The organism is Delftia sp. DT-2 (genome assembly GCF_028401915.1).
Taxonomy (GTDB): Bacteria; Pseudomonadota; Gammaproteobacteria; order Burkholderiales; family Burkholderiaceae_C; genus Comamonas; species Comamonas tsuruhatensis.
Map to the genome: position 1 here is coordinate 37,050 of NZ_JAQOTI010000018.1, position 20,878 is coordinate 57,927.

General features: G+C 68.0%; 19 protein-coding genes. 7 read left to right on the forward strand and 12 right to left on the reverse strand.

Annotation, left to right across the window (positions count from 1 at the left end; genetic code table 11):
• Positions 1 to 45 precede the first annotated feature (45 nt).
• The 6 genes from PO605_RS26175 to PO605_RS26200 all read right to left on the reverse strand — a co-directional run bounded on the left by PO605_RS26175 (position 46) and on the right by PO605_RS26200 (position 6,246).
• Positions 46 to 1,038, reverse strand: a complete 993-nt coding sequence (locus tag PO605_RS26175; RefSeq protein WP_012204371.1) for a Bug family tripartite tricarboxylate transporter substrate binding protein — start codon at positions 1,036 to 1,038, stop codon at positions 46 to 48.
• An 82-nt stretch (positions 1,039 to 1,120) separates the two neighbouring features.
• Positions 1,121 to 2,980: a dihydroxy-acid dehydratase gene (gene ilvD, locus PO605_RS26180; protein WP_052195790.1), complete on the reverse strand. Its 1,860-nt coding sequence runs from the start codon at positions 2,978 to 2,980 to the stop codon at positions 1,121 to 1,123.
• A gap of 117 nt (positions 2,981 to 3,097) precedes the next feature.
• A complete protein-coding gene (locus PO605_RS26185; protein WP_016450218.1) occupies positions 3,098 to 3,400 on the reverse strand; it encodes a helix-turn-helix domain-containing protein in 303 nt (100 codons plus the stop codon).
• Positions 3,384 to 3,767, reverse strand: a complete 384-nt coding sequence (locus tag PO605_RS26190) for a type II toxin-antitoxin system RelE/ParE family toxin (RefSeq protein ID WP_016450217.1) — start codon at positions 3,765 to 3,767, stop codon at positions 3,384 to 3,386. The genes PO605_RS26185 and PO605_RS26190 overlap by 17 nt, the downstream gene beginning before the upstream one ends.
• 297 nt (positions 3,768 to 4,064) lie before the next feature.
• Entirely contained in the window at positions 4,065 to 5,534 is a 1,470-nt protein-coding gene (gene ccoG / locus PO605_RS26195) for a cytochrome c oxidase accessory protein CcoG (RefSeq protein WP_052195789.1), read from the reverse strand.
• A 136-nt stretch (positions 5,535 to 5,670) separates the two neighbouring features.
• Positions 5,671 to 6,246 (reverse strand): hypothetical protein, encoded by a 576-nt coding sequence (locus PO605_RS26200; RefSeq protein ID WP_016450215.1) that lies wholly within the window; start codon positions 6,244 to 6,246, stop codon positions 5,671 to 5,673.
• Positions 6,247 to 6,438: 192 nt separating this feature from the next.
• On the opposite strand from PO605_RS26200, the gene PO605_RS26205 reads away from it, so the two are divergent.
• Together PO605_RS26205 and PO605_RS26210 are read left to right on the forward strand one after the other, a co-directional pair.
• Positions 6,439 to 7,410 (forward strand): DUF2157 domain-containing protein, encoded by a 972-nt coding sequence (locus PO605_RS26205; protein WP_016453918.1) that lies wholly within the window; start codon positions 6,439 to 6,441, stop codon positions 7,408 to 7,410.
• Positions 7,407 to 9,059, forward strand: coding sequence for a GDYXXLXY domain-containing protein (locus tag PO605_RS26210; protein ID WP_272207111.1), 1,653 nt, complete (start codon positions 7,407 to 7,409; stop codon positions 9,057 to 9,059). Before PO605_RS26205 ends, PO605_RS26210 begins: the two co-directional genes overlap by 4 nt.
• A 14-nt stretch (positions 9,060 to 9,073) precedes the next feature.
• Here the strand turns inward: PO605_RS26210 and PO605_RS26215 are convergent, their stop codons facing one another.
• The 3 genes from PO605_RS26215 to PO605_RS26225 form a co-directional block, all read right to left on the reverse strand.
• Positions 9,074 to 10,195, reverse strand: a complete 1,122-nt coding sequence (locus PO605_RS26215) for a CaiB/BaiF CoA transferase family protein (RefSeq protein ID WP_047471293.1) — start codon at positions 10,193 to 10,195, stop codon at positions 9,074 to 9,076.
• A 13-nt stretch (positions 10,196 to 10,208) separates the two neighbouring features.
• Positions 10,209 to 11,213 (reverse strand): Bug family tripartite tricarboxylate transporter substrate binding protein, encoded by a 1,005-nt coding sequence (locus tag PO605_RS26220; protein ID WP_016450211.1) that lies wholly within the window; start codon positions 11,211 to 11,213, stop codon positions 10,209 to 10,211.
• Between the two features lie 75 nt (positions 11,214 to 11,288).
• Entirely contained in the window at positions 11,289 to 12,992 is a 1,704-nt protein-coding gene (locus PO605_RS26225; RefSeq protein ID WP_047471291.1) for an acyl-CoA dehydrogenase family protein, read from the reverse strand.
• 136 nt (positions 12,993 to 13,128) lie between these two features.
• Here PO605_RS26225 and PO605_RS26230 point away from each other — a divergent pair, with 136 nt between their 5' ends.
• Complete coding sequence (locus PO605_RS26230; protein ID WP_047471289.1) at positions 13,129 to 14,028, forward strand: LysR family transcriptional regulator; 900 nt, start codon at positions 13,129 to 13,131, stop codon at positions 14,026 to 14,028.
• A gap of 142 nt (positions 14,029 to 14,170) precedes the next feature.
• Here PO605_RS26230 and PO605_RS26235 read toward each other — a convergent pair whose 3' ends face one another.
• Complete coding sequence (locus tag PO605_RS26235; RefSeq protein ID WP_047471287.1) at positions 14,171 to 17,056, reverse strand: aconitate hydratase; 2,886 nt, start codon at positions 17,054 to 17,056, stop codon at positions 14,171 to 14,173.
• Positions 17,057 to 17,235: 179 nt separating this feature from the next.
• Positions 17,236 to 17,655: a hypothetical protein gene (locus tag PO605_RS26240; RefSeq protein ID WP_016450208.1), complete on the reverse strand. Its 420-nt coding sequence runs from the start codon at positions 17,653 to 17,655 to the stop codon at positions 17,236 to 17,238.
• 454 nt (positions 17,656 to 18,109) lie between these two features.
• Here PO605_RS26240 and PO605_RS26245 point away from each other — a divergent pair, with 454 nt between their 5' ends.
• Positions 18,110 to 18,382, forward strand: a complete 273-nt coding sequence (locus PO605_RS26245; RefSeq protein WP_016450207.1) for a hypothetical protein — start codon at positions 18,110 to 18,112, stop codon at positions 18,380 to 18,382.
• A 174-nt stretch (positions 18,383 to 18,556) separates the two neighbouring features.
• Here PO605_RS26245 and PO605_RS26250 read toward each other — a convergent pair whose 3' ends face one another.
• Complete coding sequence (locus PO605_RS26250) at positions 18,557 to 18,979, reverse strand: hypothetical protein (protein WP_047471285.1); 423 nt, start codon at positions 18,977 to 18,979, stop codon at positions 18,557 to 18,559.
• A 131-nt stretch (positions 18,980 to 19,110) separates the two neighbouring features.
• On the opposite strand from PO605_RS26250, the gene PO605_RS26255 reads away from it, so the two are divergent.
• Genes PO605_RS26255 through PO605_RS26265 form a run of 3 tightly spaced genes read left to right on the forward strand, consistent with a single transcriptional unit; the run spans position 19,111 to position 20,709 of the window.
• Positions 19,111 to 19,941 (forward strand): helix-turn-helix domain-containing protein, encoded by an 831-nt coding sequence (locus PO605_RS26255; RefSeq protein ID WP_197942847.1) that lies wholly within the window; start codon positions 19,111 to 19,113, stop codon positions 19,939 to 19,941.
• A gap of 43 nt (positions 19,942 to 19,984) precedes the next feature.
• Positions 19,985 to 20,509 carry a zeta toxin family protein gene (locus PO605_RS26260; protein ID WP_047471281.1) on the forward strand — a complete coding sequence of 175 codons (525 nt, stop codon included), beginning with the start codon at positions 19,985 to 19,987 and terminating at the stop codon, positions 20,507 to 20,509.
• Positions 20,506 to 20,709 (forward strand): hypothetical protein, encoded by a 204-nt coding sequence (locus PO605_RS26265; protein WP_047471279.1) that lies wholly within the window; start codon positions 20,506 to 20,508, stop codon positions 20,707 to 20,709. Before PO605_RS26260 ends, PO605_RS26265 begins: the two co-directional genes overlap by 4 nt.
• Positions 20,710 to 20,878 lie beyond the last annotated feature (169 nt).

Consider the following 20,878-nt stretch of genomic DNA (forward strand, 5'->3'; position numbering starts at 1 on the left):
GGGCATGGAGCGGACCGTCGCTTCGCTCGGCCCGTTTTGTTCTTTTTAGCCTTCTGCCGTGAATCCCACGCGCTTGACGATGGGGCCCCATTTGGCGAGTTCGGACTGCAGTAGCGCGGCCAGTTCGGCGGGGGTGGAGGATTGGGCGTCCAGGCCGAAGGTGGCCAGGCTGTCCACCACGTCGGGCGTGGCCAGGGCCTTGCGCATGTGGCCGTTCAGGCGCTGCACGGTCTCGGCGGGGGTCTTGGCGGGCACGAAGAAGGCGAACCATTCGCTGTGCGCCATGTCCTTGTAGCCCTGCTCCACCAGCGTGGGCACCTGGGGTGCGAAGCGGCTGCGCTTGGCGCCGCTGACGCCCAGGATGCGCATCTTGCCGCCGGCCAGGTGCTGCAGCATGTCGCCCACGGGGCCGCAGACGGCGGAGACGTTGCCGCCCAGCATGTCCAGCAGCGCGGGCTGGGTGCCGCGGTAGCCGGCGTGCTTGAAGTCCACGCCGGCATGCTGGCCCAGCAGGGCGCCGATGAAGTGCGGCGTGGAGCCGGGCGCAGGCGAGCCGAAGTTGGCGCCTGCGGGGTTGGCCTTGGCCCAGGCGAAGAATTCGGGCACGGTGGTCACGCTGGCGGGCACGGCGGGGCCGACGGCAAAGCCGAAGTCGAAGATGCAGCCCACGGTGACCGGCGCCAGGTCGGCCACCGGGTCATAGGGCAGCTTCTTGTAGATGTGCGGGTAGATGGACAGCATGGACGTGGGCGTCTGCAGCAGGGTGGCGCCGTCTGCGGGCCGGCCCTTGACGTAGCTGATGGCGATCTGCCCGCCCGCGCCCGTGCGGTTTTCCACCACGGCGGTCTTGGCATAGCCCGACAGCTTGGTGCCCACGCGGCGGCAGATGGCGTCCGAGGTGCCTCCGGCCGCGAAGCCGGTGATGATGTTCAGGGTCTCGATGGGGCCCTGGGCCTGCGCCCAGGCCTGCTGGCCCAGGCTGGCCAGCAGCGCACCCGCTCCAGCGGTGCCCAGCCATTGGCGGCGGTCGATGTTCATGCGTATGTCTCCGGTTGAAATTGAAACTCTGAAAAAAAACAGTGGGGGAACAGCGGGGGAAATGCGTGCCAGCCCGGCGGCTTCAACTGTCGTCGCGCAGCCAGACCACCTGGCCCGAATGCGTGACCGCTCCCTGGTGGGCCGGGCGCACGGTGAGCGCGTATTTTTCCAGCACGCCGCCCAGCGGCGGCATCTGGCGGCGCGCGGCGGCCGATTGTTCCAGACGTGCGGCCAGTTCGGCCTCGCCGATTTCCACCGTGATGCTGCGCGCATCGGCGCGGGCGTCGATGGCGATGAGGTCGCCGTCGCGCAGTGCGGCAATGGGGCCGTTGTCGGCGGCCTCGGGACCTGCGTAGCCGATGCACAGGCCGCGCGTGGCACCAGAGAAGCGCCCATCGGTCAGCAGGGCCACCTTGTCGCCCATGCCCTGGCCATACAGCAGCGCCGTGATGCCCAGCATCTCGCGCATGCCGGGGCTGCCGCGCGGGCCTTCGTTGCGGATGACGATGACATCGCCGGCCGTGTACTGCATGGCCTGCACGGCGGCCTGGGCCTGTTCCTCGGACTCGAAGACGCGCGCGGGGCCCCGGTGTACCAGGGTCTTGAGGCCGGCCGTCTTCAGCAACGCGCCATCGGGGCAGAGGTTGCCCTTGAGCACGGTCAGGCCACCGTCGCGCGTGATGGGGTTGCCGGGCGTGCGCACCACCTCGCCATCGGGCGGCGCGGCATCGGCCAGTTCTTCGGCCAGGGTGCGGCCCGTGAAGGTGAGCGCATCGCCATGGACAAAGCCCTGCTCCATCAGCGTGCGCAGGATCACGCCGGCACCGCCGATGTAGTACACGTCGCGCGCCAGGAAGCGCCCGCCGGGGCGCAGGTCGGCGATCAGCGGCGTGCGCGCGAAGATCTCGGCCACGTCGTCCAGGTGGAAGCGGATGCCGGCCTCATGCGCGATGGCCGGCAGGTGCAGGGCGGCATTGGTCGATCCGCCCGTGGCGCTGACCACGGCGCAGGCATTCTCCAGCGCCCGGCGCGTGATGATGTCGCGCGGCAGCGGGCCGCCGCCTTCGGCGCTGGCCCACACGGCCTGCATGAGCTGGCGCGCGGCGCGGCGCATCAGCGGTGCGCGCTCGCTGAACACGGCGGGCACCATGCTGGAGCCGATGGGCGCCAGGCCCAGCGCCTCGCTCACCATGCCCATGGTGTTGGCCGTGAACTGGCCAGCGCAGGCGCCGGCCGTGGGCAGGCAGGCGCGGCTCATGGCCTCCAGGTCCTGCGCCGTGGCGGTGCCGGCCAGCACCTGGCCGATGGTCTCGTAGGTATCGACCACGTTCAGGTCGCGCCCGTGCACGCCGGGCGCCTGCCCCGGCAGGGCCGAGCCGCCATGCACGAAGACGCTGGGCACATTGCAGCGCACCATGCCCATCATCAGCCCCGGCAGGTTCTTGTCGCAGGCGCCGATGGCGAAGATGCCATCCCACTGGTGGCCGCGCACCGAAGCCTCCACGCTGTCGGCGATCAGCTCGCGCGAGACCAGCGAGAACCGCATGCCCGAATGCGCCATGGTCAGCCCGTCGCTGACCGACACCACCGGGCATTCATGCGGCGTACCGCCCCCGGCATAGATGCCGGTCTTGGCATGCTGGGCCTGGTCGCGCAGGTTGAGGTTGCAGGGGCTCATCTCCCCGCCCGTGTGGAACACGCCGATGTGCGGGCGCTCCATGTCTTCGTCGTCCTGGCCCAGGGCATGCAGGAAGCTGCGCGTGGTGGCACGGATGGTGCCGGAGCGGATCAGGGCGGAGCGAAAGGGCGTGGGCGTGGGCGTGGGCGTGGCCGCTGCCGGGCTGCTGCCGGTGGCGCCGGCTGTGGAGGTGGAGGCGGCCAGCGATGCGGAGGCGCTGGACTCGGAAAAGACGTTGTCGGGGGAGGCAGGTTTCTTGTTCATACGCGGGACGGAAAACAGCCGCCCACCATAGCGGGGTCTGCGGATTTCCCTATGAGCATTTACACCAGATCGTGTCGCCCGGGAGTCGCCCGCATACCACCCTTGTGTCGCCCCGGCTCAGAGGATGGCCTGAAGGCCTTTGTCGGCGATGACGTTGAGCAGCTTGAGCGCCGGTCCGGCGGGACGGGTTTCGCCCTGCTCCCATTTGCGCACCGTGGAAGCCGTGGTGTGCAAATGCAGCGCGAACACCGGTTGGCTGAACTTCAAAGTCTCGCGCAGCTGTTTGATGTCGGCCGCCTCGAACTCCCGCACCGGGGGAGGACAGATCGCGTCGAACTCGCGCATCGTCACCTTGTCGATGGCGCCCGCTTCGTACAGCGCAGCCAGATCGCCGCGCAGGGATTCAATGATCTTGCTCACAATGCACCTCCAACAAAACGCCTGACTGCAAGGCCGCCGACAAGGCCTGGGTGGACAGGTCCAGAAACAGCTTGCCTGCAAACCTCAAAGCCCTCTGTTCTTCCTGTGTGATGTTCGCCTTGTCGTTCTTGGTGAAACCATGCAGGAAGATGTATCGGTTGCCGATTCGTGCCGACAACAGCGTTCGATAACCCCCACTCTTGCCCGCGCCTGGACGCGCCACCCGCTTCTTGTAGAGAAAGCCCCCCAGGTCCGCGTCGATCAGCCCTCTTTCCATCTCCCTGACCGCCTTGCACAGCGCGGTATCGGGCAGTTTCTCGCTCGCCTGCCATCGGGAAAAGTCCTTGCGTTTGAGAACGCGCGCCATGCCAGCCTCCCAACTATACCCGTTACGGGTATGTATTTCACCTTCATACATATCACCACAGGGTAGAGCCTGCGAATTTGAAGTGCTGCCTCGTGCCTGCCTCATTCAAGCCCCTGTCGTTTCTCCTTGGCCTGACTGCCAGCCCGCTTGTCCGCCTTGTCGGGAAGACACGATAAAAAAAGGCCCCGGAACAAACTTCCGGGGCCTCAAAACCGATGCCCGCCCGCGCTGCAGCGGACCAGGCATCGTGCACAACAACTGCGCTGTACTCCTGAATCAATCCATCCAACGGGCCCTTCAGCGCGGCACCAGGAACGTGCTGTGCGCCTGCTTGGTAAGCGCCGGATCACCCACCGCCGTGGCGGTGATCTCCACGCCGTGCGAGCCAGGGCCGGCCGCGCCATAGGGCGCCTGCAGCCGCACCACGACCCAGCGGTCCTGGGCCGCGCCCACGTCCACCTCGGTCTCCGAAGCCACGCGCAGGCCTTCGATGCCCGAGGCCGACAGCACATAGCGCTGGTCCTGCTCCGTGGCATTGCCGATCTGCACGCGGTAGATGTTCTCGATCTGGCCGCCGGCCACGATGCGCGACAGCGTGCCCCGGTCGCGCACCACGTCCACCTTCAGCGGCGTGCGCAGCGCCAGGCTGGCCACCATGGCCGTGGAGATGGCCACCAGCGCCGTGCCGTAGATGAGCACGCGCGGGCGGAAGATGCGGCGCACCAGCTCGCTCTGGCGCCAGCCCCGGGCCATGCCGTTCTGCGTGGACAGGCGGATCAGCCCGCGCGGGTAGTGCATGCGGTCCATGACGCTGTTGCAGGCGTCGATGCACAGGCCGCAGCCGATGCACTCGTACTGCAGGCCGTCGCGTATGTCTATGCCCACCGGGCAGACCTGCACGCACAGCGTGCAGTCGATGCAGTCGCCCAGGCCCTGGGCCCGGTAGTCCACGCCCTTGTGGCGCGGGCCGCGCGATTCGCCGCGTGCGGTGTCGTAGGTGACGACCAGGGTGTCCTTGTCGAACATGGCGCTCTGGAAGCGCGCATAGGGGCACATGTGCTTGCAGACCTGCTCGCGCAGGAAGCCCGCGTTGCCGTAGGTGGCCAGCGCATAGAACAGCACCCAGAAGATCTGCCACGCGCCGGTCAGCGCCAGCACCTCGGGCAGCAGGCTGCGGATGGGCACGAAGTAGCCCACGAAGGTCAGCCCCGTCCACAGCGCAATCAGCAGCCACAGCGCATGCTTGCCGCCACGCCGCGCGATCTTCTCCGGACCCCAGCCGCTGGCATCCAGGCGCAGGCGTGCGCTGCGGTCGCCTTCGAGCAGGCGCTCCACCCACATGAACAGCTCGGTGTAGACCGTCTGCGGGCAGGAAAATCCGCACCACAGCCTCCCCGCCACCGTGGTGAACAGGAACAGCGCCAGCGCCGAGACGATGAGCAGCACGGCCAGGTAGATGAAATCCTGCGGATACAGCAGCCAGCCGAAGATGTAGAAGCGCCGCTGCTCCAGGTCGAACAGCAGGGCCTGCCGGCCGTGGATCTGCAGCCAGGGTATGCCGTAGAAGAACAGCTGCGTGAGCCAGACCATGGCCCAGCGCCAGTTGGCGAAGCGCCCCGAGATGGAGCGCGGCTGGATCTTGCGGCGTGACTCGAACAGCGGGGAATCCGCGCTGGCGTCGGCGATGGGAATCACCTTGCGCGGCGCGGGCCGCGGCCGGGGGGCTGCGGCGGTTTCATCGGGAAGCGGTTTCGGTCGTTCTGACATGCGGGGCCTTCGCCCCGGCCGGTGCGCCCGTGATGCGGGCTTGTCATGAATTGCCGGGGACTGCCTGGACTATGCCCAGCGCCCTGCTCCGCGGGTAGCAGCAGATGCGGTGAATTCGACCGTATCAGATGGAGCTTCAGGCCTGGGGAGCACGAAGACGCGGCACCGCCAGCCGCAACCCCCACGCCACCAGGCACAGCCCCAGCAGCGACGTCAGCGTGCCAATGCGCACATCGGCCTGGAGCACGCCCCAGCGGCTGAAGATCTCCGTCCAGTCATGGTCGCCGCCGCCCACCAGCGGCAGGACCTGGGCGCGCGCGTCCTTCATGTAGCGGGCCACGTTCATCAGGTTCTCGCCCAGCCACATCAGCGAGGCGATCCAGCCCGTGCGCTGGCCCTGCCTGCGGAAATGGCGCATGAACAGGGCGGGGAACAGCAACTGGAACAGCGTGCCGCCGTAGACCGAGAGATGCTGCGAGAACAGGGCCACCAGCGGGTGCCCGGCCTCGTGCAGCGCGAGGTTGGCGTTGTCCAGCAGCATCAGCCAGCGGTCCTCGCTGAAGAAGTGGCCCCAGATGATCCAGGCGCCGAAAGCCGTCAGCGCGATGGCGGCAGGGCGTGTGACCGGCGTCCATTCGACCGGGTCGTCGGAATCCTCGAGGTCTGCGCCGCGCTTCATGGCGCCAGCAACGCCGTTGCGTTCAGAGGGCATGCCAGCGGCTTGGCGGGGTACATGCGAGGTCGGCAAAAAGGGGCAGGCGCAGGATGCATGGCGGCAGTGTTCCGGAGAGTGGGAGGAAGATAGCAGGTTGCACCGGCACCGGGCTGCCGCGTTGCAATCCATCCCGGACAGGTTCTGGCAAAGTCGGGCATCCGCATCTTCAAGCCAAGGAACATCCACACCATGAACCTGCGCCCCCTATTGCATGAGCTTGTCCGCCAGCATGGCCTGGACCGCAAGGCCGCCGTGCAGCTGTTTGCACTGGCGGGATTCGAGCAGGAACCGGCCGCCCTCAGAACCCGCCTGTGGCCCGTGGTGGCCTTGCTGGGCGCGGCGCTGGGCGGGCTGGGCATCGTGCTGTGGATTGCCGCCAATTGGGAGAGCATGGGCCGCATGCAGCGCTTTGCCCTGCTGCAGGGCTTCGTGCTCGTGATGTGTCTTGGCGCGGCATGGCGCGCGGCGGCGCGCGTGCCGCTGTCCGTGCTGGCGCTGCTGGGCACGGGTGCGCTGTTCGCCTTTTTCGGGCAGACCTACCAGACGGGAGCGGACCCCTGGCAGCTGTTTGCGCTGTGGGCAGCGCTGACCCTGCCGCTGGCCCTGGCGGCGCGCAGCGATGGCGTCTGGGTGCCCTGGGTGGTGGTTGCCATGACGGGCATCGCGCTGTGGGCGCAGGCCCATACGCCGCAGTTCTGGGAGGTGGAGTCGCGCGACCTGGGCGTGCATGCCGTGGCCCTGGGCGCCGCCCTTGCCGTCACCGCAGTCATGGCACCGGCCCTGCGGCGCTTCACGGGCGCGGGGCTGTGGGCCTTGCGCGGCGCGGGCGCGCTGGCGCTGGCGATGATCACCTCCACCGCCATCAGCGGGCTGTTCCACAGCACGGTGGCGCCGCAGTACCCGCTGGGGCTGGTGCTGCTGGCAGGCGCGGCGGCGCTGGCGGGCCTGCGCAGGCATTTCGACATCTTCCTGCTCAGCGGTGCGGCGCTGGGCCTGAACGTGCTGCTGGTGTGCGGCCTGGTCTATCTGCTGCTGGAAAAACTGGGGGCGGACTTCACGGGCATGCTGCTGCTCGTCGGCCTGGGCGCTGCGTGCCTGCTGGCGGCCACGGTCAGCCTGGTGCTTCGAATGTCACGCAACGCGGAAGGAGGCCTTCAATGAGCCACGAACACGACACCCTGCTGCGCCAGGCCGTGGACCAGGGCATCCTGCCGCCTGCCGCCTTGCAGGACCGCCGCCCTGCCGCCAACGACCGCCATTGGGCGGTGGTGCTGCTCACGGCGCTGGGCGCCTGGCTGGCCCTTCTTCCCTTGCTGATTCTGTTTGCGTTTGCCCTGTCCGACTGGATAGAGCGCGGCGCCGGCACCTATGTGATCGGCGCCATGATGCTGGCCGCAGCCGTGGCCGTGCTGCGCGCCGAGGAGCTGCCCGTCTTCCTGGAGCAGCTGGCCCTGCCTGCCATGCTGACCGGCGCCGGCCTGCTGGGCTTTGGCCTGGCGCGCGACCTGTCGGGGCAGGCTGCGGCCGCGATAGGCCTGGCCATTGCGCTGGCCTGCACGGCCGCCATTGCAAGGCCCTGGCTGCGCGTGCTGCTGGGCGCCGCCTGCGCGCTGCTGTTTTGCACCATGCTCTGGCCGGACAACGATCCATCCACCCTGTACGCAGGCCTGCCGACCTGGGTCATCGTGCATGCGGCACTGCTGCTCTGGATGCTGCTGGCAGCCCAGTGGCGCGCGCTGGGGCAGTCTGCGGCACAGACCCGCATGGCGGCGGCGCTGGAGCCCTTTGCCACGGGCTGGCTGCTGGCGGTGCTGGCTGGCCTGGCCTTTCTGTCCGGCAGGAGCTTCATGGTGGCCGGCGTGCTGGGCGGCGGCCTGGCGGGCGAGCTGGCGCAGGAAGCCGCCCCGAACATCTCCATGGGCGTTCTGACGCAGGCCGGCTCGGCCGTGCTGGCCCTGGCAGCCGCCTGGTTCGCCCAGCGCGCATGGCCCACGCTGCGGCAGCCGCGCGCCGCCGTGGCTGCCGTGGTGCTGGCCGTGCTGAGTGCCTTCCTGCCCTGGCTGGGCGCCTGCCTGCTGGCGCTGGCGGTGACCGGCACCAGCGGCCGCTGGCGGCAGGCCGCAGCGGCCGCCCTGGCTGCGGCCTGGATCGTGGGCAGCTTCTACTACCAGCTGGCCTGGCCACTGGCCACCAAGGCCCTGGTGCTGGCCGGCTGCGGCGCCTTGCTGGGCCTGCTGGCCTGGGCAGGGCCGCGCGCCGCAGTCCTGCCGGGCAGCGCGGAGACCGCCGCCGCATCGGGCGCGGCGCCCCTGCAGCGCTGGGCGCCGTGGCTGGTGGTGCTGACGGCGGCCTGCACGCTGGCGGTGGCCAATATCGGCATTGCGCAGAAGGAGCGCACCATCGCCCAGGGCCGCAAGGTGTTCGTGGAACTGGCGCCGGTGGACCCGCGCTCCCTGATGCAGGGCGACTACATGCGCCTGAACTTCCGCCTGCCTTCCGAGGACAGGGACGTGGAGAAAGAGAACCTGCGCAGCGGACGCCTCTACGCCATCGGCAAGCTCGATGAGCAGGGCGTGGTGCAGTGGCTGCGCACCGGCACGGCCAGCGAGCCGCTGGCGCCCGGCGAACAGCGCTTTGAACTCACCCCGCGCGGCGGCCGGTGGACGCTGGTGACGGATGCCTGGTACTTCCGCGAAGGCGATGGCCAGCGCTGGGAGCAGGCCCGCTACGGCGAGTTCCGCGTGGAACCCGACGGGCGTGCGCTGCTGGTGGGCATGGCTGACGCGCAACTGCGCCCCATCGTGCCCTGAGCGCACCACGCAAATCACTCGAAACTGTCGCCCTCGGCCAGCGGCGCATGCCGGTAGCTGGCCGGCGTGCGGCTGAGCTTGACGGGCGCGCCCAGGCCCCGGTAGCCGCCCTCCATCTCCACCACCATCTCGCGGTGCAGGGTATGCGGGTGGTTGAGCGCCGCGTCCACGCCCAGTACGGGTGCGGCGGGCACGCCGATGGCCATCAGCGCATCGGCCAGGGCGGGGCCGTCGCAGGACTGCAGGGCCTGCTCCAGCAGCGGCTTGAGCGCATCGCGGTGGTGCGAGCGCTGGCCGGCCGTGGCAAAGCGCTCGTCGGCCACCAGTTGCGGGCATCCCAGGTGCTCGCACAGCAGGCGGAACTGGCGGTCGTTGCCCACGGCCAGGAAGACCGGCGTGGTGCCCGTGGCAAAGCTGTCGTAGGGATAGATGTTGGGATGGGCGTTGCCCGAGCGCCCTGGCGTCCTGCCGCTCATGAACCAGTTGCCCGCATGCGGATGCAGCAGCGAGATGCCGCTGTCGTACAGCGAGACATCGACCAGCTGGCCCAGGCCGCTGCGCTGGCGCTCCTGCAGCGCCAGCAGCACGCCGATGACGCCGTTCATGCCCGTGACCATGTCCACCACGGGCAGGCCCACGCGCAGCGGATCGCCGCCGGCCTCGCCGTTGACGCTCATCAGCCCCGTCATGGCCTGGATGGCCGCGTCATAGCCGGGCCAGGCACCCAGCGGACCATCGGCGCCGAAGCCGCTGACGCGGCACCAGATGAGGCGCGGAAAGCGCTCGCGCACCTGCTCCCAGCCAATGCCCCACTTTTCCATGGTGCCGATCTTGAAGTTCTCCACCACCACGTCGGCCTGCCCCATCAGCGCCAGCACGGCCTGCTGGCCTTCGGGCAGGGACAGGTCCAGGAACTGCAGCCGCTTGTTGCGGTTCAGGCCCCGGTAGTAGGAGGACACTCCGTCCTGGAACGGCGGCCCCCAGGCGCGCGTATCGTCGCCCTGCGGCGGCTCCACCTTGAGCACGTCGGCGCCGTGGTCGCCCAGGATCTGGCCGCACAGCGGGCCACCAAGAATGCGGGAGAGGTCGAGGACACGGATGCCCTGGAGCGCTCCCGCCCGTTGATTTGTGTTCATGGGGATACTCTCGTCAGTCGAGCTTGGCGCCGGAGGCATCGACCACGGCCTTCCACTTGGTCACTTCCTGCGCGATGAAGGTCGACAGCCCCGCTGGCGAAAGATCGGAAGCCGGCTCCAGCCCCTGGTCGGCAAAGGTCTTGCGGATGCGCTCGCTGCCCAGGGCCTTGCGGAAGGCCGCGTTCAGCGTCTCGATGCGGTCGGCCGGCGTGCCGGCAGGTGCCACCACGCCGAAGAACACGCTCACGTCGTAGCCGGGCAGGCCCTGCTCGGCGATGGTGGGAATATCGGGCATGGCCTGGGAGCGCTTTTCCGTGGCCACGCCAATGGCCTTGAACTTGCCGGCCTTGATGTAGGGCATGGCGGTGAGGATGTCGGTGAAGGTCATGTTCACCTGCCCCGCCAGCAGGTCGTTGAGCGCCGGGCCCGTGCCCTTGTAGGGGATGTGCTGCAGCGAGGTGCCGGCCATCTTGTTGAACAGCACGCCGGCCAGGTGCGAGGAGGCACCGTTGCCCGAGGATGCATAGTCCAGGCTGCCCGGCTTGGCCTTGTCCTGCGCAATCAGCTCCTGCACGGTGGTGGCCTTGGTCGCCGGATTGACCACCAGCACGTTGGGCAGGTGGCCCACGCGGATGATGGGCGCGAAGCTGGTCTGCGGGTCGTAGTTGATCTTGCGGTACAGGTGCTTGTTGATGGCCAGCGGCCCCGAGGTGCCGAACATGATGGTGTAGCCGTCCGGCCTGGCGCGGGCCACGAAGTCGGCGCCGATGTTGCCGCCTGCGCCGGCCTTGTTCTCCACGATCACGCTCTGGCCCAGCGTCTCGGTCAGCGCCGTGGCCAGCACGCGTGCCATGGCGTCCGTAGGCCCGCCGGGCGGGAAGGGAACGACGAAGCTGATGGGCCGCTCGGGAAAGCGCTCGGCCAGTGCGGCGGCCGGCAGCGCGGCGGTGGCGGCGAGCGCACAGGCGCACAGGAATCGGCGTTTCTGGAAGGACGGCTTCGGGTCAGTGCAAGGCATGGTGTTTGTCTCCGGTACTTGTGCGGTCATCCCTGTGGACGGGATGTGTGTTCTGGGTCGGTGCGGTCGATGGGCTCAGCGTGTCCAGCCTTCGGGCAGGTCGCCTGCCGCCAGCGGGTCGCGCGGCAGCACGCGGTGCAGCAGCACCAGCTGGGCCCAGCGCATGCGCTCGGCGCTGCCGGTGCACGAGGCCTCCCAGGCCATGGCCGTGGCCGTGAAGCAGTGGTACAGGCCCGAGGCGGCGGCGCGCGCCAGGCGGTCACCGCCCTCCTCGGCCGCGCGCAGGGCCAGGGCCGCAGCCTTGTCCATGCTGGCCGACAGCGCGGCCTTGAATTCCGTGGCCGCCTCGGTCTGGGCCAGCAGCTGGGCCGCGTGGTCGCACAGCACGGGCAGCGAGCCTTCTCGCTTGATGGCGCGGATCACGTCCAGCGCCACGATGTTGCTGGTGCCTTCCCAGATCGATCCCAGGTGGGAGTCGCGCACCAGGCGCGGATCGCTCCATTCCTCGATGTAGCCGCATCCGCCGCGCACTTCCATGGCGTCGCCCGTGACCTTGCGCGCGTCGCGGCAGGCGCGGAACTTGATCATGGGCGTGAGGATGCGCAGCAGCGCGTAGGCGCCGTCTTCGCCTGCGTCCGAACGCTGCAGCGCCTGGGCCGTCTGCAGCACCATGGTGCGGGCCTGCTCGGAGTAGATGCGCAGCTTGTCGAGCTGGCGCTGCATCAGCGGCATGTCCTGCAGGGCCTTGCCGAAGGCGCGGCGCTCGCGCGCCACGTACTCGGCCTCGGCCACGGCACGGCGCATCAGCCCGGCCGAGCGCACGCCGTTGGACAGGCGCGAGTTGTTCACCATGTCGGCCATCTGCACGAAGCCCCGGCCCTGCTCGCCCACCAGGTAGGCGACGGCGCCGTCGAGCACGATCTCGCCGCTGGCCATGGAGCGCGTGCCCAGCTTGTGCTTGAGGCGCACGATGCGGTAGTGGTTGGCCGAGCCATCGTCCAGCCGGCGCGGCAGCAGGAACAGCGAGATGCCCTTCATGCCCGCTGGCGCGCCTTCCACGCGCGCCAGCACCATGGCGAAGTCGGCATCGGGGTTGGAGCAGAACCACTTGTCGCCGGACAGGCGCCAGCTGCCGTCGGCGGCCGGGCGAGCCAGCGTCTGGGTGTTGGAGATGTCGGAGCCGGCCGCCTGCTCGGTCATGAACATGGCGCCCTGGGCCTGGTCCTCGAAGCGCAGCTGCGTCATGCGCGGCCAGTACTTTTCGACCAGGGCCGGCTCGCCGTACTTGCGCAGCGTGCGCGCCAGCGAGTCGGTCATGGACAGCGGGCAGCACAGGCCGAACTCGGCCTGCACGAACAGATAGGTCAGCGCGTACTTGGCCAGCGGCGGCAGCTTGCCATCCCAGCCCAGCACGCCCGTGCGGTGCGACATGATGGCCAGGCCGAACTCGCCATAGGCAATGCGCTCCATCTCCACATAGGCCGGGTGCTTGACGATGCGCTGCGCATCGCGCCCCGTACGGTCGCGGTGCTCCAGCTCGGGCGGGTTGCGGTCGGCGGTCAGCGCCCATTCATCGAGTTCGCGGCCGGCCAGGGCACCCATGCGCTCCAGATGGGGCTGCAGGTGCGCGTTCACCTCGGGCGGCAGGTACAGCGCCAACAGCGGCTGCAACTGCGAATCGGTGGTGTACAGGTTGCTGCCGTGGCGGTCGGGCACGGCCTGGAAAGCCTGGGCGGGGGAAGACTGCATGGCGGCCAGCGCCTGCGGTTCGGGGTTCATGGTCTGTCTCCTGTGCGGGAACCGGGCCCGGGCGCATGGGCTCCGGGTCTTGGGGATGCCCCCATTCTTGGAAACAGTTCTATTCGAGTCAAATATCGATAACGTATTGATCAATAGTCAAACCGGATAGAACGCCATGGAGCTGAGACAACTGAGGTACTTTCTGGTGCTGGCCGAGGAGCTGCACTTCAGCCGCGCAGCCCAGCGCCTGTCCATCTCCCAGCCGCCGCTGAGCGTGGCCATCCGCCAGCTGGAGGAGGAGTTGGGCGCCCAGCTGTTCGAGCGCACCAGCAAGGAGGTGCGGCTCACGGCCGCCGGCAAGCACCTGCGCGTGCAGGCCCAGGACATCATGGAGCAGGCCCAGCGCGTGCGCCAGGACATGCGCGCCATCGCCGACGGCGTGCAGGGCCGCATCCGGCTGGGCTTTGTGGGTTCGGCCATCTACCGCGGGCTGCCCGAGGCGCTGGAGAGCTTTCGCGCCCGGCACCCGCTGGTGCGCATCGACATGCTGGAGCTCAACAGCGCAGAGCAGATCGCCGGCCTGCAGCAGGAGCGGCTGGACCTGGGCCTGCTGCACGCCACGCGCCCCGCGCCAGGCCTGCAATCACACACCCTGGTGAGCGAGCCGTTCATGGCCTGCCTGCCGGACAGCCACGCGCTGGCCGGACTGCGCAAGCTGCAGGTGCGCCAGCTGGCGGGCGAACGCATGGTGCTGTTCTCGCGCCAGGTCTCGCCCGACTACCACCAGCAGATATGGCAGATCTGCCAGAGCGAGGGCTTCACGCCCGAGCTGCACCACGAGGTGCGGCACTGGCTGTCGGTGCTGTCCATGGTGTCGCTGGGCCAGGGCGTGTCCCTGGTTCCGTCCTGCCTGCAGCGCGTGGGCTTTCCGGGGCTGGCCTTCGTGCCCATCCAGGGCCGGCACCCGCAGTCGCAGATGCAGGCCATGTGGCACCCGGGCCATGTGCAGCCCCTGGTCGAATCGCTGCTGGCCCACCTGCGCGACAGCGTGGGCAGGCTGGGGCAGCAGCCCTAAACGCCACACCCTTGCTCAGTTCACTCTGTCCAAAACCGGCGTGACCCAAAAGCGAGGGACACCGAGCAAGGGCCGCCCCGCCGCCAGGGTGTCGTCCCCCTTGCAGGGGGAAGCCGCATAGCGGCTCACGGGGTTTCCAACTTCATTCCAGGAGCTGCCTGAGAACGTACGGCAGGATGCCGCCGTGCCGGTAGTAGTCCACCTCGATGGGCGTGTCGATGCGCAGCTTGACCACCACGGTCTGCTTGCTGCCGTCGGCACGCGTGATCACCAGCTGGGCCTCGCTTTGCGGTGCCAGGTCGGCGGCGGGAATCACTTCCACGAACTCCTCGCCCGTCAGGCCCAGGGTCTGCCAGCTGTCCGTGCCCAGGAACTGCAGCGGCAACACGCCCATGCCCACCAGGTTGGAGCGGTGGATGCGCTCGAAGCTGCGCGCCACCACGGCCTTGATGCCCAGCAGCTGCGTGCCCTTGGCGGCCCAGTCACGGCTCGATCCCGTGCCGTATTCCTCGCCTGCAAAGATCACGGTGGCACGGCCCTCGGCCTGGTACTTCATGGCCGCGTCGTAGATGGGCATCTTGGTGACCTGGCCCGTGCCGTCGCGGTACAGCGTCAGGCCGCCCTCCTCGCGCGAGCCATCGGCCTGCGCGGGAATCATCAGGTTCTTGATGCGCACGTTGGCAAAGGTGCCGCGCATCATCACCTCATGGTTGCCGCGCCGCGAGCCGTAGCTGTTGAAGTCGGCCTTTTGCACGCCGTGGGCCAGCAGCCACTGGCCTGCGGGCGAGCTTTCCTTGATGGAGCCGGCCGGCGAGATGTGGTCGGTGGTGATGGAGTCGCCGAACAGCGCCATCACGCGCGCGCCGTGCACCACGTAGGGGTTGGAGCCCTCGGCGCCGGCAGCACCGGCGGCAGGCGCTTCCAGCTCAAGCCGGAAGCCGTCGAAGAACGGCGGCTCGGCAATGTAGGTGCTCTCGGGCCAGGTATAGGTGGCGCCCGTCACGCCGTGGATCTTTTCCCAGAGCTTGCCGGGCTCGGAGCGCACCTTCTCGTAGTTCTCGCGGAAGGCCTTGCCGTTCATGGCGTACTTCATCAGCGCGTGGATCTCTTCGCTGGTCGGCCAGATGTCGCCCAGGTAGATGTCACGGCCGTTCTTGCCCTGGCCCACGGGCTCGGTCATCAGGTCGCGGCGCACCGTGCCGGCAATGGCATAGGCCACGACCAGGGGCGGGCTGGCCAGGAAGTTGGCCTTGATGTTGGGGTGGATGCGCGCCTCGAAGTTGCGGTTGCCCGACAGCACGGCCGCGCAGACCAGGTCGTTGCTGGTGATGGCCTCGTTGAGCTCCGGCGTGAGGTCGCCCGCGTTGCCGATGCAGGTGGTGCAGCCGTAGCCGGCCAGCGCAAAGCCCAGCTTTTCCAGGTAGGGCAGCAGGCCGGCCTCGGTCAAATACTCGGTCACCACGCGCGAGCCCGGCGCCAGAGAGGTCTTGATGTGCGGCTGCACCGTGAGCCCGGCCTTCACCGCCTTCTTGGCCAGCAGGCCGGCGGCCAGCATCACGCTGGGGTTGGAGGTGTTGGTGCAGCTGGTGATGGCGGCAATCAGCACGTCGCCGTTGGCGATGCTCAGGCGCTTGGGTGGCGTTGGGGCATCGACCGGCGCCTCGCTGTGGGCGGCCTCCAGCTTGGGCTTGTTGGCCTCCATCTCGGCCAGCGAGCGCTGCGCGCCCGGCGGATGGGCCGGCGTCTCGGGCGCCACCTCGCCCTCGCCGCCACCGCCTACGGGAAAGCTCCGGCCCAGCCGTTCGATCGGCTGGTTGAACCCGTTGTGCGCAGCAGGGGCGCTGAACAGCTCATCGAACTTGGACGACACATTGCCCAGCTCGATGCGGTCCTGCGGGCGCTTGGGTCCGGCCAGGCTGGGCGCCACCGTGCCCAGGTCCAGGCGCACCACATGCGAGTAGTCGATCTCGCCGGCGGCCGGCACGCCGAACAGTTCCTGTGCGCGGAAATAGCCCTCGAAGGCCTCGATCTCGGCCTTGCTGCGGCCCGTGCCCCTGAAGTAGTCGATGGTCTTTTCATCGACGGGGAAAAAACCCATGGTGGCGCCGTACTCGGGCGCCATGTTGCCGATGGTGGCGCGGTCGGGCAGCGCCAGGGTGCGCGTGCCTTCGCCGAAGAACTCCACGAACTTGCCCACCACCTTCTCGCGGCGCAGGATCTCGGTCACCGACAGCACCAGGTCCGTGGCCGTCACGCCCTCGCGCAGCTGGCCCGACAGCTCGAAGCCCACCACATCGGGCGTGAGGAAGTACACGGGCTGGCCCAGCATGGCGGCCTCGGCCTCGATGCCGCCCACGCCCCAGCCCACCACGCCGATGCCGTTGATCATGGTCGTGTGGCTGTCCGTGCCCACCAGGGTGTCGGGGTAATGCACGCCGTCCTTGGTCTTGTGCACGCCGCGCGCCAGGTACTCCAGGTTCACCTGGTGGACGATGCCGAAGCCCGGAGGCACCACGCCGAAGGTGTCGAAGGCCTGCATGCCCCACTTCATGAACTGGTAGCGCTCCTTGTTGCGCTGGAACTCCAGCTTCATGTTCAGGTCCAGCGCCTTCTTGGTGCCGAAGTAGTCCACCATGATGGAGTGGTCCACCACCAGGTCCACGGGCACCAGCGGCTCGATGGACTTGGGCTTCTTGCCCAGCCTGGCGGCCGTGCTGCGCATGGCGGCCAGGTCGGCCAGCAGCGGCACGCCCGTGAAATCCTGCAGCACCACGCGAGATACCACGAAGGGGATCTCGTCCACGCGCTCGGCCTGGGGCTTCCAGTTCGCCAGCTGCTCCACATGCTCGCGCGTCACCTTGTTGCCATCGCAGTTGCGCAGCACGGACTCCAGCACGATGCGCAACGACACGGGCAATCGCCGGACCTGTGGATATTGCCTTGCCAGTTCAGGCAGGGAAAAGAACTTGCCCTTCTTGCCCCCCGCCGCAGCAAAGGTCTTGAGGGTGTTTTCATATTCGTGGCGCATCGTGAGACTCCTGGATGAAACTCTGGGAAGGCACATGCGCGCCGCCTTTTTTTCCGGGCTGCTGGGCATGCACCAAGACTCTGATTTCCATTGTGCCCAGAAGTGCCCGCGGATGCTGTGGTCCATTGGCGATAGTCACACGCGGACAACGCTGTCCGCGCGGAAAAAGCGGCAGGCTTTCACAGGGCTGTCATCGAACCGGCCAGCGAAGCCCTGCTGCGCCACAACCCCGCGCACTGCAGATCGCCCAGCGCCACGCCGATGGCCGCCTGGCCCAGCACCCATGCCCAGCCTGCGGGCGCAGGCTCCAGCACGCCGCTGTACAGCACAACCCCGCAGGCCAGGGCCCAGCCGAAGTTGCCGAACACGGCAATGGCCACCAGCCCCCGGCTGCGCGGCATGCGGCACGCGCCCCAGCCAGCCACGCAAGCCCAGGCCAGCAAGAAGCACCCCGTGCCCAGCAGCAGCGCCTGCGGCAACCCCGTGACAACGGCCAGTGGCTGCGCGAAGGCCAGTTGCACAGCACCGGCAGCGGCACAGCAGATGGCGTCGGCCCACAGGGTGCGGGGCAGGAAACGGGCATGGGAAAACATCGGCATCAGCACTCCTTGTGGATTGCCGGGCATGCACCTCGCAAGCCGGCCCTGCCGATGCTCCGCCGCCACCGCCCCCCGCGTCCATGACCTGCCAGGTCATGCCAGCCCCGCTGGAGCAACTCCAGTCGCTATGCCACAATCCGCACCAGCCCCCTGTCACGGGGCCGGTGCTTGAAAACACCTTTGAAGAATAGCGGAGCGGCCTCCCCGATAGCGAGGCCTTGTCACGTCTGATTTGCTTGGATCGTGGGCGCTTGCCTGCATCCGAACGGTTTGGGACGGGATGGGGCTCACCGCAAGGCTGCCCGCACGACTATTCTCGTGTTTTCAACATCCCGTCCACCATTGCTGTGCTTGAAAACCCGGCCTGGTGGTTCAGTCTCGAATAGGAGCACGGAACCATGTACATCGCATCCATCTCGATGGCCCGCCTCACCTTTGCATGGAGAGCCGAGCCATGACACCCAGACCCCCACCCAGCGCCGAGCATTTCACCCAGGTCGTGACCGAGGTGGACCGCCTGGTGCAGCAAGGCTGTGCCGAGATCTCGGCACTCTCCCGCATGGCCCTGCTGTGGCTGGAAACGCCCGAGACCAGCAACCGCCTGGAGGTGCTCGCCAGCGCCCTGCGCACCATCCGCAACAGCGCCGACATGCTGGCCAGCGAAACCAGCGGCGAAGTCGTCGCCGTGGGCTGCTCCCACCACGTCAAAAGCAGCGCAGTCCCCTGAACCCGGCCGAGCGCAGCAAAGGCCCGCACCAGCTCCCCGTATGCCAGCGCCTGCGTCGGGCCGCCTTCTTTGATCTGACCTTTCTTGGCGAATCAAGAAAGGGCAGTCGGCTGCCGGGCCGAGACCCGGCCTCGAAAAACAACGGCCCGCAGGGTCAAAACAAGCCCGCTGTAGTCATGACATGGCAACACGCGCACCGCCAACCACAGCACGCGTGCGCCGCAACCCAGTCCACTGCAACTCAGCCAACACCACAACCACCAACGCCTGAGCCAACACCCACGCCACCCCCCAGGCAGACAACCCCAACCCACCAAACGCCAACAGCGCAACACAGCCCACAGCCCACCCCAAATTCCCCAAAACCACCAGCCCGATCAACCGCCGCGGCACAGGCGAGCGCGCCGCCATCCACGCAGCCAGCAGCGCATAGCCCAGCAAAAACCAGCCTGTGGACTGCAGCAGCGCCAGAGGCAACCCCGTCACATCCGACAGCGGCTGCCCCGCCACCAGTTGCAAGGCGCCCGAGGCGGCGCAGGAAGCAGCATCGGCCCACATCACGCGGGGCAGGAAACGGGGGGAAGCGAACATCGACATGGCGAACTCCTTGAGAGCAACAGGCACACACCGTGCATGCCATGGACTGCATGGTCCGCCGCAGGCTGCACAGGGTCGATAACCTCGCAGGTCATGGCCGCCACGCCAGCCCCGCCGCTACGATGCGGACCATGACCTCCACCGCCCATCCACCGTCCGCGCGCTCGCCCTTCGGCGACCATCTGCGCCACTGGCGCCAGCACCGCCGCCTGAGCCAGCAGGGCCTGGCGCTGGAGGCCGAGATCTCCACACGCCACCTGAGCTATGTGGAAACCGGCCGCGCCCAGCCCAGCCGCGAGATGGTGCTGCGCCTGGTCGAGCGCCTGGGCGTGCCGCTGCGCGAGCGCAATGCCCTGCTGGTGGCCGCAGGCTACGCCCCCATGTACCAGGCCCGGCCGCTGGACCACCCGGATCTGGCCGCCGCGCGCCAGGCCGTGGACCTGGTGCTCAAGGGCCACGAACCCAATCCCGCCCTGGCCGTGGACCGTCACTGGAACCTGGTGGCCGCCAACGCCATCGTGCCGCTGCTGCTGGCCGGCGTGGCGCCCTGGCTGCTGGAGCCGCCCGTCAATGTGCTGCGCCTGAGCCTGCACCCCGAAGGCCTGGGCCCGCGCCTGGCCAATGCAGCCCATTGGCGCGCGCATCTGCTGCACCGCCTGCAGCAGCAGATTGCCGCCACGTCGGATGCGCAGTTGCAGGCGCTGCACGACGAGATTGCCGCCTACCCGTTCAAGGAAGATGAAGCGGACTCACATGGCGCAGCACCTGCCAGCCACATTGCCGTGCCCTTCGCGCTGGACACCGACCATGGCCGGCTGAACTTCATCAGCACCATCACCATCTTCGGCACGCCGGTGGATGTGACGCTGCAGGAGCTGGCCGTGGAGTCGTTCTTTCCGGCGGATACCGCAACCCAAGTGTTGCTGAGCCAATTGAGATCAGGAACTGCAACGCACCCGTGAAAGAGCCCGCTTTCGCCGCAGGGGCGAGGTGGAGCGAAAGACCATGCCTATGGACAAGAAAATCATCATCATTGCGGGCCCCAACGGTGCGGGTAAAACCACGTTCGCCCGCTCTTTCCTGCCACAGGAGGCTCAGTGCCCCCGCTTCATCAATGCAGACCTGATCGCGGCTGGACTATCCCCCTTCGCACCAGAGGCGGCCGCCATCAAGGCAGGACGCTTGATGCTGGACGAAATGGCCGCTTGCGCTGATCGTGGTGACAGCTTTGCTTTCGAGACCACTCTTTCAGGCCTGGGCTACCTGCGGCATATCGACCATTGGCGCTCGCAGGGCTACCGCGTTGATCTGTACTTTCTGGCCTTGCCCAACGCGCAGGCCGCTGTGGATCGCGTTGCGGAGCGTGTGAGCCAGGGCGGGCATGACATCCCAGAGCCAGTCATCCGCCGCCGTTTTGCCGCCGGACGATCCAATTTCGACCAGCACTACAAGGCCAAAGTCGATACATGGGCTTTGTACGACAATGCGGGAGCCATGCCAGTGCTGCTCGAATGGAGAGAGAACACATGAAGACACCCGACATTTCCACAGCCAAGAACCCCGACCTGCGCGCATCGATGGCTGCGTTGCAGCGCGCCGCTGCGCTGGCCCGCAAGACAGCCATCCAGACGGATACCGGCATCGTCATCGTGCGTGATGGGCAAATCGTGCACGTATCGGCGCAGGAGCTGCGGCAGAGCGCCGAAAGCACGGAAAAGCAGCCGGGCTGAATCCACTCAACCGGCGAGTGCGATGGGCACGGCAAGGCCACAGTCACCAAAAAGCCCGCCAAGGCGGGCTTTGCTCATGGAGCCGGATCAGGCTGGACTCAGGCGCTCACGCCCTTGGCCACGTCCGCGTACTCTTGGAATCGAGACTCCAGCGTGCACTGCCTCAAGG